The sequence below is a fragment of the Cupriavidus sp. BIC8F genome, from assembly GCF_032465815.1.
Taxonomy (GTDB): Bacteria; Pseudomonadota; Gammaproteobacteria; order Burkholderiales; family Burkholderiaceae; genus Cupriavidus; species Cupriavidus necator.
This window is the reverse complement of sequence record NZ_CP136095.1, coordinates 1731196-1747044: the sequence shown is the minus strand read 5'-3', so window position 1 is coordinate 1747044 and position 15849 is coordinate 1731196. Positions and strand designations below refer to the sequence as shown.

10 protein-coding genes are annotated in these 15849 nt (G+C 65.8%); 3 read left to right on the top strand and 7 right to left on the bottom strand.

Features of this window, described 5'->3' with window-relative positions:
* Positions 1-36 precede the first annotated feature (36 nt).
* The 5 genes from RS901_RS28020 to RS901_RS28000 form a co-directional block, all read right to left on the bottom strand.
* Positions 37-1362, bottom strand: a complete 1326-nt coding sequence (locus tag RS901_RS28020) for an OmpP1/FadL family transporter (protein ID WP_316153776.1) — start codon at positions 1360-1362, stop codon at positions 37-39.
* A 71-nt stretch (positions 1363-1433) separates the two neighbouring features.
* The gene (locus RS901_RS28015) at positions 1434-2399 is read right to left on the bottom strand and encodes a fumarylacetoacetate hydrolase family protein (protein WP_316153775.1); all 966 of its coding nucleotides are present in this window, start codon (positions 2397-2399) and stop codon (positions 1434-1436) included.
* A 13-nt stretch (positions 2400-2412) separates the two neighbouring features.
* Entirely contained in the window at positions 2413-3009 is a 597-nt protein-coding gene (locus RS901_RS28010; RefSeq protein ID WP_316153774.1) for a VOC family protein, read from the bottom strand.
* On the bottom strand, positions 3006-4940 hold the full coding sequence (locus RS901_RS28005; protein ID WP_316153773.1) for an FAD-dependent monooxygenase: 1935 nt from the start codon (positions 4938-4940) through the stop codon (positions 3006-3008). The genes RS901_RS28010 and RS901_RS28005 overlap by 4 nt, the downstream gene beginning before the upstream one ends.
* The gene (locus RS901_RS28000) at positions 4937-6769 is read right to left on the bottom strand and encodes an FAD-dependent monooxygenase (RefSeq protein WP_316153772.1); all 1833 of its coding nucleotides are present in this window, start codon (positions 6767-6769) and stop codon (positions 4937-4939) included. The genes RS901_RS28005 and RS901_RS28000 overlap by 4 nt, the downstream gene beginning before the upstream one ends.
* A 286-nt stretch (positions 6770-7055) precedes the next feature.
* Between RS901_RS28000 and RS901_RS27995 the strand changes: the two genes are divergently transcribed.
* Positions 7056-7784, top strand: coding sequence for a TetR/AcrR family transcriptional regulator (locus tag RS901_RS27995; RefSeq protein WP_316153771.1), 729 nt, complete (start codon positions 7056-7058; stop codon positions 7782-7784).
* Between the two features lie 320 nt (positions 7785-8104).
* Here RS901_RS27995 and RS901_RS27990 read toward each other — a convergent pair whose 3' ends face one another.
* Both RS901_RS27990 and RS901_RS27985 read right to left on the bottom strand, forming a co-directional pair.
* Positions 8105-10084: a sigma-54-dependent Fis family transcriptional regulator gene (locus RS901_RS27990; RefSeq protein ID WP_316153770.1), complete on the bottom strand. Its 1980-nt coding sequence runs from the start codon at positions 10082-10084 to the stop codon at positions 8105-8107.
* Positions 10085-10380: 296 nt separating this feature from the next.
* The gene (locus tag RS901_RS27985) at positions 10381-10914 is read right to left on the bottom strand and encodes a lecithin retinol acyltransferase family protein (protein WP_410054192.1); all 534 of its coding nucleotides are present in this window, start codon (positions 10912-10914) and stop codon (positions 10381-10383) included.
* A 450-nt stretch (positions 10915-11364) separates the two neighbouring features.
* On the opposite strand from RS901_RS27985, the gene RS901_RS27980 reads away from it, so the two are divergent.
* A complete protein-coding gene (locus RS901_RS27980; protein ID WP_316153769.1) occupies positions 11365-13509 on the top strand; it encodes a hydantoinase/oxoprolinase family protein in 2145 nt (714 codons plus the stop codon).
* Between the two features lie 11 nt (positions 13510-13520).
* The gene (locus RS901_RS27975; RefSeq protein ID WP_316153768.1) at positions 13521-15845 is read left to right on the top strand and encodes a hydantoinase B/oxoprolinase family protein; all 2325 of its coding nucleotides are present in this window, start codon (positions 13521-13523) and stop codon (positions 15843-15845) included.
* Positions 15846-15849: the final 4 nt, after the last annotated feature.

Here is a 15849-nt window from a genome sequence, read left to right as displayed (position 1 = left end):
GAATGAACCGATAGGTCAGGTAGGTGCCGAAGACAGTCAGAACCGTTGCGAGTACTGCACGCCGATGCTCTGCTGCCGCGTGGCCAGGGACTCCTGGCCCGCTACGGTGGGACTGCCTGCAAGCTGCGTGGCAACGGCCGATGCCAGGGCCGAACTGCCGGTGGTGGTGTGCCCCGGAGACAAGGAGTAGAAGACCGACCACTTGCTGTTGGGCCCGGTCGCGTAGCCAAGCCCGAGGGTGTAGTGCCGGCGGAAGGTGGCGGGCGCGGTGACGTTGTTCGCCGTGTCCTCGTCCGCATAGGCCGCGCTGTTAAACGACACGCCGCCCGAGACATTGAGGGCCGGCGTCACCTGGTAGCGCACGCCGACCTTGAACACATGCATGTCCTTCCAGCCGTTGCCCGGACCGCCACTGCTGCCGCGCAGGGCGGTGCCATCAAAGGATGGGTTGCCCAGGCCGGACGTAGCCGAGTAATTGATGCGCTGGTAGTCGAAGAGAAAAGACAGATCCTGCGTGGGCGACCACTGCAAGCCCAGCAACATGTTCTCCGGGATATCCAGGCGGCCCTGGTCCGCCAGCAGGCCCTCATACTCCTTGAGCCGTCCCATCCGGATACGGGGCGAGTAGGCGGCACCGAAAGCCAGCGCGTCGCTGGCGCGCCAGTACGCGCCCACGCGCATGCCCACGCCGAACGAGGACGCACTGCCCTGGTTGGTCAGGTAGTCCGGCGCCGCTGACTGCGGCGCCAGCGCCTGCAGACCCTCGGCGCTGAACAACTGGCCGGTCAGCAGCACCGAGAAACCGAAGGAGACGCTCGGGGAGACCCGCGCCGACACCGTCGGCGCGATCGTCAGTTGCTGGATCGTGGTGGTGGCCCTGCCGCTGCCGCACAGCAGGTTGCCACGATAGGTGGTGCCGGCGCCCGCCGGCGGCGGCGCCAGGCAGGTCGTGGTGCCATCCGGGAAGTAGGTGCCTGCGCCATTGCTGTAGCCGACCACGCTCAGCGACAAGTCAGGCGTGACCATCTTGCTCACCGCGATGTCCGCGAGCGGCACCCAGCGGCTTGCGCTGGCCGTGTTCGTATCGAGCACCCCGCTCAACGGCGGCGGCAATCCCGCGGCGCGGCTCATGCTGGTGCGGCCGTTGGTCGCGATCAGGTTGCCCTCGAAGCTGTTGCCAGCCCACACCGTGGTGGCGGGGTTGCTGGCACCACCGAACGCGTCGCGGGTCGACGCCGCAGCCGCACCTGCCACGCCACGCGCTTCGGCACCGTAGCCGATCTGGAAGTAGCCGTTGTCGGCCAGCCCAAGCGCCGGGCGCAGGGCTACCGCGGATAGGACCATCCACTGTTTCGGGTTCACTGCTGTCTCCAATCTAATTGTTATTGCCGCGGGAAGGTCTCGGGCCGCCGGGCGTGGGGGCTGAGGTACGGCTAGTTGCCGGCGATCGAGTTGGTCAGGACGCCTAGCCCGGCGATCTCCACATCGACGCAGTCGCCGTCCTCCAGGAAGCGCCATTGCTCGATGCCGGCGCAGTTCGGCACGCAGCCGGTGGCGAGCAGCTCGCCGCCGTGCAGCGTCTCGTTGGACGACGCGTAGCTGACGATGCGGTCGATGCGGTGGGTCATCCCCGCAGTGCTGCCCTGCCCGCGTACTTCACCGTTGACGCGCACGGTGACATCGAGCGCGTGTGGATCGGCAATCTCGTCGGCGGTGACGATCCAGGCGCCGAGGCTGTTGCTGCCGTCGAAGTCCTTGCCCTTGGCCGGGCCGGCATTCGGGCGGGCGCGCATTTCTTTCATCAGTTGGGCGCGTTCGGAGAAATCGTTGAAGATCACGTAGCCGAAGATGTGCGACATTGCCACCGTGCGATCGATGTTCTTGCCGGGGCGGCCAATCACGACAGCAAGTTCGGCCTCGTAGTCCAGCTTGCTGCCGGGATCGGGCCGGGCCACCTTGCTGCCGTGGCCGGACAGATTGAGACGCGCCCCTTTGTAGTACATCGGCGTTTCGTAGAAGGCCTTCGGCACCCTGCCCGCACCCAGCGCCCGCATCAGCAGGCCTGTAGCCGGGCTGACGCCATGGGCCATGACCTGCCCGAAGGCATTGCGCAGATGCTGCTCGTAGACGCTGAAGCAACGGATCTGCGGCGGACGGTAAGGGACCTGGAGCCGAATCGAGCGCAACGCGTACACCTGGTGCGCGCCGTCTCGGGTTCGGTCTTCCAGCAACGCCCGCAGGGCCGGCAGCGTGTCCTGCTGGTGCTCAATGAGCGCCAGCAGGCAGGCAAAGCGCGCGTCGCCCGCGAAGGTCGCGGTCACATCCAGCACCCGGTCGCCGGCCAGGCCCAGGCCGACATGGCCCTGCACCTGCGCGGTGGAAAACGTGCACAATCTCACGGGCTCTCCCCTTTCAGCGCAGGGTCAGGAACTGACGGCTGGTCACCGCGCCGGGCTGCTTCAGGCTGGCTTCCGGCTCGCCAGCCTGGTAGCGTTCGAGCAGATGCTCCGGATCGAACTCGACCCCGATCGCGTTCTCCGCGAAGGCTCCCGAGCGCAGCCACACATCCAGTGCCTCCAGCGTCTCGAAGTTGTCCACTTGCAGTTCCGCCTGGATGCCGTCGGGGTCGCGGTAGTACAGCGAGGTGGTCGGTCCGTGGTTGATGCACCATTCCGGGCGGACGTCATGGCCCTTGAGCCGCTCATAGGTGTGGAGCAGGTCGCCGAGCGAGCTGTAGGTGAAGGCCACGTGGTCCAGGCCTGTGCTCTCGCGCCGGCGGGGCGAGAAGTTCGCGGCATTGATCAGCGCCAGGCGGTGATGCTCCTCGTCAAAGGACAGGAAGCAGAGCAAGGCATTGCGATACATCACGCGCGCGCCCAGCACGATGCTCCACCAGTGGATCGTTTCGTCAAAGCGGCGCGTGGCCAGCACGATGTGCGCAAGCTTTTGCGGCGGGCGCGCGTCCGGGTCTGGGCAGGGGATAGGGAACTGGTCCATGCTGTCGCTCATTGCATCTCCTTGGTCAGGTGTGCCGCGCTCGCGGCGCGGATCGTGTTGGACTGGGAAACCATGCGCGCCATGACCGCCTGCAGCGCCGCGCCGGGATCGGCGCACTGGCGCCGGCTGCGCCAGGCCACGATGCCGTCGCCGCGCAGCAGCACCGCGCCGGACACGTCGACCTGCAAGGCTTCGGCAAACGCCGGCGCACCGATGCGGAACTGCGCGTCGTCGCCCGTGCCGACCCGCGGACACGCCACGTCGATACCCCAGGCGGCGCGCAGTTGCGCCAGCGCCGCCTGCCAGCGCACGCGCTCCTTTTCGTGGACCAGCAGCGTCATAGGGGCACGCCGGGCCAGGTCGCGCGTTGACAGCGATGCGCCATCCGCGTCACTCCACAGATGGGGGACCAGTGCGCCGGGGCTGGTCTCCGGCCAGTAGTCGGTGCCCGCGTGGGGCGATTTCGCCTGCGGATGGGGCTCGCGGCAGAGGAATCCCGTCGCATGCGCATAGCCAAGATCGGTACCCAGCGTCACAAACACTTCCCGCTGCCGGTCGATCGCCCTGCGCACGCGAGCACGGGCGTCGGCACCTGCCTGGCCAGCGTCCGCGAGCCGGCCCAGCGGCTTCAGGCCAGCGCCGGTCACGGCCCGGAACAGCGTGCGCGCGGCAGGCCTGGGCAGCAGCCGGACCCAGGGGGACCGGGAGAGCGCGGACAAGGTCTGGAAACCGTCCGGATCCACACCGGTGGCGCGCAGCACCTGGTCGGCCAGGTCGCTCAGTTGCTGCGTACGGCTGGCATGCGCCTGGGCGCTCGCCGCTCTTTCCTCGGCATAACTGGACAACAGCGCCTGCCCAAGGTCGTCGGGCACAAAACTGCCCAGCAGGATCTGCAGCCGCCACGCCAGGCTCGCCGCGTCCTCGATGCCGTGGTTCATGCCGAAGCCGCCGATGGCGGAGAAGCCGGCAGCGGCGTCGCCAAGCAGCAGCACGCGCCCGACCCGGGTCACTTCCGCACGGCGCAGCGCCATGGTCCATGGACGGACGGACTGCACCCTGACGTCAACGCTGTGGTCGCCGATCGCGGCCTGCACCAGCGACAGCGCTTGCGCGGCCGGCATCCCGCCGGCAGGCTCGAGCGCAGGCAGCACCGCCGTCGTCAGGACCCAGTCCTGTTCATCGGCGGTGTGGGCGGTGAGCGTGCCCACCACCTTGGGATTGAGAATCCAGTACAACGGGCTTGGCCGCGCTACGGTCAGCTTGTCCAACTGCGCGCGAAAATGGATTTGCGCCACCGCCTGCAGCGGCGTCTGCACAGATGGCACGCCCAGCAGGCGCCGCACCGTGCTCTGCGCGCCATCGGCACCCGCGACGAAACGCGCGCTGCGCCGCACGCTGAGGCCGCTGCGCAGTTCGCGCAGCGTCAACGTGCAGGCATGCTGGTCCTGCGACAGCGACTCCAGTTCGTACCCCGGCAGGAACTCGATCAGCGCGTTGCGTGCCACGCGCTCCCGCAGGATCGGGTCGGTCACGTTCTGGGACAAGTGCAGCGGGCGGCAGGGGCCGCTACCCAGCAGGCTGGCGGTATGCGCGGGGTCATTTCCGATCGGCACGCAGCGGCCCAGGTCGGCCCCGGCCAGCGACGTGCACCAGGTGATGTAGCGCAGCTTGAGCGGTGGCGAACTGATCTCGCGCAGTTGCTCGGCAAGTTCGACATCGATGGCGCGGATCACCTCCATCGCGCGGGCGGACCAGACGTGTCCGCGCGGGTGCGTGTCCGCGTCGCCCTGGCGCTCGACCAGCACGCTGCGGATGCCGCGGCTGGCCAGGAGCAAGGCCAGCACGGAGCCGGCCGTGCCCGCGCCGATGATCGCCACGGGAATCGGGTCCGGAACGGAATGCCCATCCTGGCGCGGCGGCGGGGCTTCGGAATCGTATGTCACTGGTGAACCTTCGCGAGTGTGTTGAAAGGTGGCTGTGCCGCGCGGAGCGGCGACGGCACTGGAACCTGAAGCACCCGGCAGAGGGCGGTGAGCACGTCCTCCGCCTGCACGTCCGTGGCCGATGCATGGCGCCAGGCAATATGGCCATCGGGACGCACCAGGAGGACGCCGTCCGGCAGGCCCCGGTTCCATCGGGACAGTTGCTGCATGTCGGCGCAATGGATGGCTGCGCCAATGTCCACGCCGTGCACCGGCAGGCCGCCAAGCCGCTGGCTCGCACACGCGGCAAGCCCGGCGCATGCCTTGCCATGCCGGCCGAAGCCCGCGAGCAGGAAGTGCCCGTTGCCAACCAGGTCATGCGAAGTGGCGGACGCGCCGGAAGCGTCCTGCAGCCGGAAGTGCGGCAGCCGCGCGCCCGGGGTGAACGACTGCGCCACCTCCAGTACCGAACTTGCCGCCATTGGCGCCCCCGAGGGCATCGCCTCACTGTCGCAGACAGCCGAACTCCGGTACACGTAGCCCAGGTCCAGCCCGAGCGTATTGAAATGCTCCATCTGCGCTTCAGCAGCCTGTTGCACGTTGCGCTGGATGGCCGCGAACCGCGGCGTTGTCGCCAGTTGCACGCGCCGGGTCCGCGCGTCGACGGGCGCCACCAGCATCCGCTTCACGGCGGAACGCAGCGCAGCGGGGAGCGCGCGGGCCGGTGCGCTGGCGCGCAATCGCGCCAGCGTCGGCAACTTGGCCTCATCCAGACCCAAGGCCGCGGTGACCTCCCGCATCTTCCGGTGGTTTGCCACGCTGACGCCGCAGTTGGTCTCGGCCACCGGCTTGCGCTCGTCACCATAGGTATCGAGCAGCCCCGGACCCGCCCTGCCCTGGATGACGCTGGCCAGCTTCCATGCCAGGTTGTGGGCATCGGCAGCGCCTGTGTTCAGCCCGAGTCCGCCAGTGGGCGGAAAGCGATGCGCGGCATCGCCCACGAGAAAGGCTCGCCCTTTGCGGTAGGACGCGGCGATGTGCGCCTGCATCGTCCAGTTCGACAGCGACGTGATGCGCAAAGGCATATGGCGATCCCCGAGCGCGGTCCGAAGCAGGCGCTCGCAGCGCGCCAGGGGGAAGTCCGCCGGCGATTCATGCTGCGGAAAATACGGTGTCATGAACACCGAGTAGCGCGCCGAATCGTGGACGATAAACGTGCCGGGCGCCGCGGCCGACAGGACCCAGAAGAGGATCGACGGACTGTCCCTGACCAGATGCCGGATATCCGCCTCGAAGTTGATGGTGATGAGATGCGCCAGGTTGGTCTCCCCGACCATGGGCAGTGCCAGGCTGCGCCGTACCGGACTACCGGCCCCGTCGGCCGCGATCAGCCATTCGCTGCGCACCCGGTAGATCTCGCCAGTCGCGGCATCGCGCACGGACGACACAACGCAGTGCTCGTTGTGCTCCGCTTCCTGCCAGGCATGGCCGAAGCGCGCCTGGCAGCGGACGCGGCGCGACACCTGGGCAAACAGCAGCCGCTCCAGATGATGCTGGGGGATGTTCGCGGTGCGCTTGCTGCTGGCGGCCGCCATGCCGGCAAGGTAGCCAGGGCTGCCGATATCGATGCGAGCCAGGTCGCCCTCGGCAAGGTTGCGCCGCCACGTCACGAAGCGTGCATCGCTGCTATGGGTCGTGATACCGGCCAGTGCCTCGTCGGTGACGCCGATACCTGCCAGGATTTCCTGCGTCCGGCTGTTGATGACGTGCGCCTGCGGCGCGAGATGCAGGTCATCACGACGTTCGACCAGCAGCGATTCAATGCCCTGGTCCGCCAGCAGCGCTGCCATCAGCATGCCAACCGGGCCAGCACCCACGATTAATACCGGAACCTCCAACTCGCGCATCCTGCCCCCAATGTTGCTCGCCGCCTCATGGCCGCCCTGGACCGTGAATTTATATAAGTATAAGTCAAACTCACACTAGTGTTTATACTTATATAAGGATGACCTCGACGAACGCGCGAGCGGACGGCCCGGCAAAGCCGCCGCCCCCGGATGTGGTTGGGGGTCAGGTCCCGGCCATGTGGGAGAATGGCGAGATCGCTACCGTGTGTGAAACGCGTCCCAAACCACCATGACAACTGTTGAGAGCCGACGCTCGAAGACTCCTGCCCGCAAGCGCGCCACCGAAGCCTCCGCTGCCCCGACACCAGTCGCCCGCGCGGCCGAGGTGCCGGGGCGCCAGCGCCTGATCGACGCCGCCGAAATCGAGTTCACGCAAAAGGGATTCGACGGGGCGTCCGTCCTGTCGATCGCAAACCGCGCGGGCGTAAAGCAACCGCTGCTGAACTACCATTTCGGCAGCAAGGAAGGGCTCTGGCGCGCGGTAGTGGAGAACGCGTACACGGGATTGCTGGCCGCGTCCAGGCAGGCAGCGGCCGCCCTAGACCGCTCCGACCCGCTCGCCCGCCTGCAGGCAGCGCTAAAGGCCTTCGCGGTGAGCAATGTCCTGCATCCGGCGGCGCACTCCCTGGTCCTGATGGAAGTCGCGCAGGATGGTCCAAGGCTGGACTGGCTGGTGGACAACTATATGAAGCCGTTTCACGAGGAGCTCGATGCGCTGATCGCGGAGTGCCATGCAGCGCAACTACTCAAGCCTTACCCAGCGGAACGGGCCAGCGTCACGATGACGGCCATGCTTACGGCCGTGCAGTCAGCCACGCATTTGCTGAAGCGCCTTTATGGCGTCGGGCCCATGACACCGGCCCAGGCGGAACAGCATGCGGAACAGGTCATCGATGTCCTGATGCATGGCATGGCCGCCCGCAAGCCCGGTCGGCGGCGGGCGGCAGGCCCTGTCTAGTTCGGCGTAGCCCGGCTTGGTGGCATGGAGTACTGCCGCAGAAACCCCTGGCCGAATAGCGTTGCTGCGCCCGCCCGATGGGCGTCGCGCGACCGCGGCATCGCCCATGCTCAGGGAACAATGTGGGAGCTTGCAAGCAATCCAGCCCTGTCCAGACCCTTCGCAATGCGCCCCAGATCGTCATCCCTGAAGGGCATGCACGCGATGTTGTCTGCAAATGAGTAGGCCGGGAAGCGCCGGAGCCTTGAAGACCCACACCATCTGCACTCGGCGATGCTATGGCAGCGCAAGGATGTCACGCGGCGGGTCAAATCAAACCGCTACATGCCGGCGCCTGAGCTGCCAAGGTCGGAATGGATTGCGGCCAATTTGACATACAACGTGCTCCGCGAAATTCCCAGCGTCCTGGCGGCCATGGACATATTGCCGTGGGAATTCGCGATCGCATCGAGTATCGCTTGTCTTTCCATTTCCTCAAGACGACCGCGCGGAACGGGCATTGACGTCGAGGTGGATATGGAAACCGAGTCCTTTGGCGTCTGCGCGATGCCCGCGGGTAACAGAGAAGAATCGATGACGTGGCCTTCGCTGAGCGCGAACATCACCTCGAAGACATTGTGCAGTTCACGTATGTTGCCCGGCCAGCGATAGCGCAGCAGCGCCTGCCACACGGCGGGCTCGAGCTGCTTGGGCGCACAGCCATATTTGCACGCCAGTTTGCCGTTGAGATGCGCAATGATTGCCTCGATATCGCCGGGCCGGTCGCGCAGCGGCGGTAGCAGCAGGCTGACGACGCAGAGGCGGTGGTACAGGTCTTCGCGAAAGTGCCCGGCCGCGATCTCCTTCTGCAGGTCACGGTTGGTGGCTGCGACGACGCGCACCGCGACGCGCCGCTCGCGGGTATCGCCCAGGCGGACCACAACGCCGTCCTGCAGCACGCGCAACAGGTGGGGCTGCATGTCCAGCGGCATCTCGCCAACCTCGTCCAGGAACAACGTACCGCCGTCGGCCTGCTCGAACTTGCCCGGAAGGCCACCACGGCGGGCGCCTGTAAAGGCGCCGTCGGTATAGCCGAAGAGTTCGCTGGCCAGCAGCTCACGGGTAAAAGCGCCGCAGTTGACGGCAACAAAAGGACCGTCGGGGTGGCTACCCGCCTGATGAAGCGCCCGCGCAAAAAGTTCCTTCCCGGCCCCGGTCTCGCCAAGCAGCAGTACCGGCAGATCGAGAGGTGCGATACGGCGCGCGCGCGCCTTGGTCGCCACCAGCACCTCGCTTGCCCCGATGATCTCGCCAAACGCATCGTTGGCTGCCATCGATGCCGTAGCCGTGGGCAACGATACCGCGCTTCGATGCTGGCGCGCCTCGAGCGGGATCACCAGCATCGTACCCAGCATGCCGTCATGGTCCTTCACCGGGTGCAGCCATTCGGGGCTCAGCCATTGCGGGCGTTGGCAGCTCCGGTCGATATCGGGCAGTGCAAGGTTGAGTCCCGGCACCTGGGCGCCGACTTCCAGGGGCAGCCGCACGTCATGGCTCTCGCGCGCCGCCTGCGCATTGCCGTTGGTACGGACAACGCGCCCGCGGCTGTCGACGAGCACCACGTAGTCGCTGGCGTAGCGGATGAAATGATCGATCGATCGGGTCAGCAGCCGCTCGTGCATGGCAACGCTGCGGCGGGCCAGCTCGCATTCGATCTGCCTGGCGGCAGCCACCACCAGGCCCAGGGTGTGGCCATGGAACGTTTCCTTGACGCCGGAGACATCCACCACGCCCAGCAGGGTGCCGCCAAAGGGGTCGAGAATGGGCGCCGCGGCGCAGGTCCAGCTCTTGACGTCCACACAGAAATGCTCGTTGGCATGAATCTGAACCGCGGCGGCGGTGGCGATCGCGGTGCCGATGGCATTGGTGCCGATCACGTCCTCATTCCAGCAGCCACCTGCGGCCAGGTTGATCCTCTCGCCAACGCTGCGGGCCCGGGTTTCACCGTTGAGTAGCAGAATGGTGCCACCCGGATCGCAGAGCATGATGAGGGTGCCGCATTCCCGCAGGATCTCGCGCAGGCCCTCGAGTGCCGGCCTGGCGGCATCGCACAGGTCCCGGCTCTGGCGCTGCAACTGGCGCACATGCTCGGCGCCAGCCCCCGGTGCGGAGTGCTTGGCAGGATCAACGGCCTCGGACCGACACCGCTGCCACGATGCGAGGACAACGCTTCGCACCCCCTTCGCTTCCACGGGTTGGTCCTGCAGAAAACGCTCCCAGGCCGACGCCACGACCAGTTCGTCGCCGATGCGGGGGATCAAGGCGCTGCAATGTAAAGACGGCATGGAACGATCACTATCAATTGACTGCAGTAACCGTATGCCCGCGCTATCCCCAAGTCAACAACCTCTTTGAAATCAACAGTTTGTGCTCTGCAGCAAATCATTCGGAGGGTGTCCGGTTTCCGGTCAACGCCGCTTCAGGTGTCCGGAAACCGGACAGTGCCAACCGTCGCCCGCGACAGGTCCGGTTGCGTTTGCCGTAGCCGCCACGAAGGTAGCGGCCGTATGATCGTTGGCCGATGTGCCGGAAGCCATGCATGTCGCCCGAGCACGATTCAGGAAGAGGATTGCGTTGAATTCACGAGCGTTCCGCACTCGAATCCGAAGCGGGAATCGGCTCGCACCACCGGCACACTGCGCGAGTCCGCGAGCCGCCTGATGGCGTTGCGGCAGGCAGCCAGCATATCGCTTGCCCACGACTTCCAGAGGTCGATCTGATCGCTGCGGCTCTCGCCATACAAGCACCACATGCAGAAGTGCTCACAGTTATTGGAAATCAGGCGATAGCGATCCTCGCCGAGGCGGGAGTAGGCGCGCCGGACGGCTTCCACACCTGCGAACCTGGCACCGGGGCTTTGCCGGACCCGCACCGGACGCCCGTTCGCGAATTCCTCGAGCGTGACCTCGTGCACCGGGGCCGGACGCAGTGACCGCGACAGACCCGCGTAATGCACGACCTTGCCGGCGCCCGCATAGACGCCGTGATGCGTGTACCCAAACCGATCGGTGACGAGATGGGCGCCGGGCGCCAGGTCGGTGTCGGCAACCGCTTCGACCATCAGGCGCCTTGTCATCGTTGAATTCTTCATGGACTTCACCACGTTTCGCTGCCATTCGCAGGAAACCAGCGCACAGGGCGTGCCAGCGCTGTGTCCGGGCACAGGGAAGTCAAAGACCATCGCTGCGGCGACAGGCAAGCGCCCATCCCCACGCCCATCCCCACGCCCGGCGCCATCCGCGCAGGGCAACAGCGCATGCCCCCGGCCGCTAAAGCCTGGGCTCGCCGCTAGACAACCGCATCGAATCGCTGGCCAGAAGATGTCCGGTTCCCGGACACCGCTGTGCAGGGGCGTCGTGAATCCGGACAGCGACAGCAGGCACCCCCGCTACCGCCGGAGTGGCCGGGGAATGCCCGCAACGTGTTGATTCCATTGCATACCGGCGCTGCGCGCCTGTGCCAGCCAGCGCTTGGCACAGGCCTTGCCATGGAAGGATCGTGGGGAACTCCCACCATGACGACACCAACGACAGGAGGCAGTATGCAACCGCAGTCCACCGTACAGGTGATGGGCATCGATGCTGGCGGCACGATGACCGACACATTCTTCGTGCGCTCCGATGGCCGCTTCGTGGTCGGCAAGGCACAGAGCAATCCCGGCGACGAATCCCTTGCCATCTACAACTCTTCCGAAGACGCCCTCGCCCACTGGGAGCGGACCGTGGACGACGTCTATCCGGAGCTGGTGACTTGCGTCTATTCCGGTACGGCCATGCTCAACCGCATTCTCATGCGCAAGGGCCTTGCCGTCGGCCTCATCTGCAACCGCGGCTTCGAGCAGATCCATTCGATGGGCCGTGCGCTGCAGAGCTACCTGGGCTATGCGCTGGAGGACCGCATTCACCTGAACACCCATCGCTACGACGAGCCGCTGGTGCCCGTCTCGCGCACGCGCGGCGTCACCGAGCGAACCGACGTGCAGGGGAAGGTGGTCATCCCGCTGCGTGAAGACGAGGTCCGCCAGGCAACCCGGGAACTGGTCGAGGCCGGCTCGCAAGCCATCGTCATTTGCCTGCTGCAATCCCACAAGAACGAATCGAGCGAGCAACGCGCCCGTGACATCGTGCGCGAGGAGCTCAAAAAGCTGAAGGCGGATATCCCGGTCTTCGCCTCGGTGGACTACTACCCGTCGCGCAAGGAGAGCCACAGGATGAATACCACCATCCTCGAGGCTTACGGCGCGGAGCCTTCGCGGCAGACCCTGAAGAAGGTCAGCGATCGCTTCAAGAAGCACGGTGCCAGGTTCGACCTGCGGGTGATGGCCACGCACGGCGGCACCATCAGCTGGAAGGCCAAGGAACTCGCGCGCACGATCGTGTCCGGCCCCATCGGCGGCGTCATCGGCTCCAAGCTGCTGGGTGAGTACCTGGGCGACGAGAACATTGCCTGCTCCGACATCGGCGGCACCAGCTTCGACGTGGCCCTGATCACCAAGGGCAATTTCGCCATCAAGTCCGACCCCGACATGGCCCGCCTGGTGCTCTCGCTGCCCCTGGTGGCGATGGACTCGGTCGGTGCCGGCGCCGGCAGCTTCGTGCGCCTCGACCCCTACAGCAAGTCGATCAAGCTCGGCCCCGACAGCGCCGGCTACCGCGTCGGCACCTGCTGGCCGGAAAGCGGGCTCGACACGGTGTCGGTCTCCGACTGCCACGTCGTGCTCGGCTACCTGAACCCGGAGAACTTCCTGGGCGGTGCCATCAAGCTCGACGTGCAGCGCGCCCGCGACCACATCAAGGCGCAGATCGCCGACCCGCTCGGCCTGTCGGTCGAGGATGCCGCCGCCGGCGTCATCGAGCTGCTCGATCTCACGCTCTCCGAGTACCTGCGCGCCAACATCAGTGCCAAGGGCTACAACCCGGCGGAATTCACCTGCTTCTCCTACGGCGGCGCCGGCCCCGTGCACACCTATGGCTACACCGGGGGCGTCGGCTTCAAGGACGTCGTCGTGCCGGCCTGGGCGGCCGGCTTCTCGGCCTTCGGCTGCGCCTGCGCCGACTTCGAGTACCGCTACGACAAGTCAGTGGACCTTGGTGTCGCCCAGCACGCCCCCGACGCCGACAAGGAAGCCGCCTGCAAGAGCCTGCAGGAAGCCTGGTCTGAACTGGCAGTCAAGGTTATCGACGAATTCGTTCTCAACGGCTACAAGGCCGAGGACGTGCTGCTGATCCCTGGCTACAAGATGCAGTACATGGGCCAGCTGAATGACCTCGAAATCGTCTCGCCGGTGACCCGCGCCGCCACCGCCGCCGACTGGGACCAGATCGTCGAGGCCTTCGAGAACACCTACGGCCGCGTGTACGCGAGTTCCGCCCGCTCGCCGGAACTGGGCTTCTCGATCACCGGCGCCATCCTGCGCGGCACCGTCGTGACCCAGAAGCCGGTGCTGCCCGAAGACGCGGATGCCGGCCCGACGCCGCCCCAAAAAGCCTATCTCGGAACCCGTCCCTTCTACCGCCACAAGAAGTGGGTGGATGCCGCGCTCTGGAAGATGGAAGCCCTCAAGGCCGGCAACCACATCGTGGGTCCCGCCATCATCGAATCCGACGCCACGACCTTTGTCGTGCCCGACGGCTTCGAAACCACGATCGACAAGCACCGCCTGTTCCATCTCAAGGAAGTGAAGTAAGGAGACCCGCCATGAACATGATGAGCAATAAAGAAATCGGCTTCGCCGACCTGCTGCAGAACGGCCAGACGCTCAAGCAGCACCGCGACGGCATCATCGAGCGCACCAAGGCCACCGGCCACTACAACGGCCTCGAGAAGCTGGAATTCCGTGACAGCGACCCGATCGGCTACGAGAAACTGTTCTCCAAGCTGCGCGGCGGCCTGGTGCATGCCCGCGAGACTGCCAAGAAGATCGCCGCCAGCCCCATCGTCGAGCAGGAAGGCGAACTCTGCTTCACGCTCTACAACGCCGCCGGGGACTGCGTCCTGACTTCGACCGGGATCATCATCCACGTCGGCACCATGGGCGCGGCGATCAAGTACATGATCGAGAACAACTGGGAAGCCAACCCCTGCATCAACCCCGGCGACATGTTCACGACCAATGACTGTGCCATCGGCAACGTCCACCCCTGCGACATCGCCACCATCGTCCCGATCTTCTGGAAGGGCCGGCTGATCGGCTGGGTGGGCGGCGTCACGCACGTCATCGACACCGGCTCGGTGACGCCGGGCTCGATGTCCACCGGCCAGACCCAGCGCTTCGGCGACGGCTACATGATCACCTGCCGCAAGACCGGGGTAAATGACGAACCGCTGCGCGACTGGCTGCACGAGTCCCAGCGCTCAGTGCGCACGCCCAAGTATTGGATCCTGGACGAAAAGACGCGCATTGCCGGCTGCCACATGATTCGCGACCTGGTCGAGGAAGTGATTCGTGCCGACGGCATCGAGGCCTACGAGAAGTTCACCTACGAGGTCATCGAAGAAGGCCGCCGCGGACTGCAGAGCCGCATCAAGGCCATGACCCTGCCTGGCAAGTACCGCAAGGTTTCCTTTGTCGACGTGCCATACAAGCACGATGACGTGCAGGTCTCCAACGCGTTCGCCAAGCTCGACTCCATCATGCACTCGCCGGTGGAGATGACCATCAAGCCGGACGGCAAGTGGCGCCTCGACTTCGAAGGCGCTAGCCGCTGGGGCTGGCACACCTTCAATGCTCACCAGGTGGCATTTACTTCCGGAATCTGGGTGATGATGTGCCAGACCCTGGTGCCCACCCAGCGCATCAACGACGGTGCCTACTTTGCCACCGAATTCCGCTTGCCCAAGGGCACGTGGTGCAACCCGGATGACCGCCGCACCGGCCACGCCTACGCCTGGCACTTCCTGGTCTCCGGCTGGGCGGCCCTGTGGCGCGGCCTTTCACAGTCCTATTTCAGCCGCGGCTATCTGGAAGAGGTCAATGCCGGTAACGCCAATACCTCCAACTGGCTTCAGGGCGGCGGCATCAACCAGGATGGGGAGATCCACGCGGTCAACAGCTTCGAGGCCAGCTCCTGCGGTACCGGTGCCTGCGCCGTCAAGGATGGCCTCAACCACGCCGCCGCGATCTGGAACCCGGAAGGCGACATGGGCGACATCGAGATCTGGGAGATGGCCGAGCCGCTGCTCTACCTTGGCCGGAACGTCAAGGCCAACTCCGGCGGGTATGGCAAGTACCGCGGCGGCTGCGGCTTCGAGACGCTGCGCATGGTGTGGAACGCCCAGGACTGGACCATGTTCTTCATGGGCAACGGCTTCATGAACAGCGACTGGGGCATGATGGGCGGCTATCCCTCAGCCACCGGCTACCGCTTTGAGGCACACAAGACAGGGCTGGACAAGCGCATCGCCATCGGCGATTCCCTGCCCCTGGGCGGCGACATCGATCCGGGCAACCCGGACTACGAGCGCCACATCGATGCCACTGCCGTGGTCAAGCGTGACAAACAGTGCATCACCACCGAGGACTGCTACGCCAACCACGACCTGTACCTCAACTACCTGCGCGGGGGCCCGGGCTTCGGTGACCCGATCGACCGGGATCCGAAGGCCGTCGAAGCGGACCTCAACCAGAAGTTCCTGCTGCCGGAGTATGCGCAGAAGGTCTATGGCGCCGTCTTCACCCAGGACGCCAAGGGCGTGTTCACGGTGGATGCAGCCAAGACCCAGGCTCGCCGTGCCGAGATCCGCAAGGAACGCCTCGCCCGAGCCCTGCCGACGCGCGAATGGATGAAGGAAGAGCGCGAACGCATCCTCAACAAGCACGCGTCCGTCCAGGTGCAACACATGTTCGCCACCAGCTTTGCCCTGTCCGAGAAGTTCACCCGGGAGTTCAAGGAATTCTGGAATCTCCCCGCGGACTGGCAGGTACTGGAGGAGGAATTGGGCGTGCCCTCTTACGGTGCCAGGCACCGCATGGACCTCTCCCTGCTGCCCGACGTCACCACTGTCGTCCAGGTCGAAGAGTAATCAC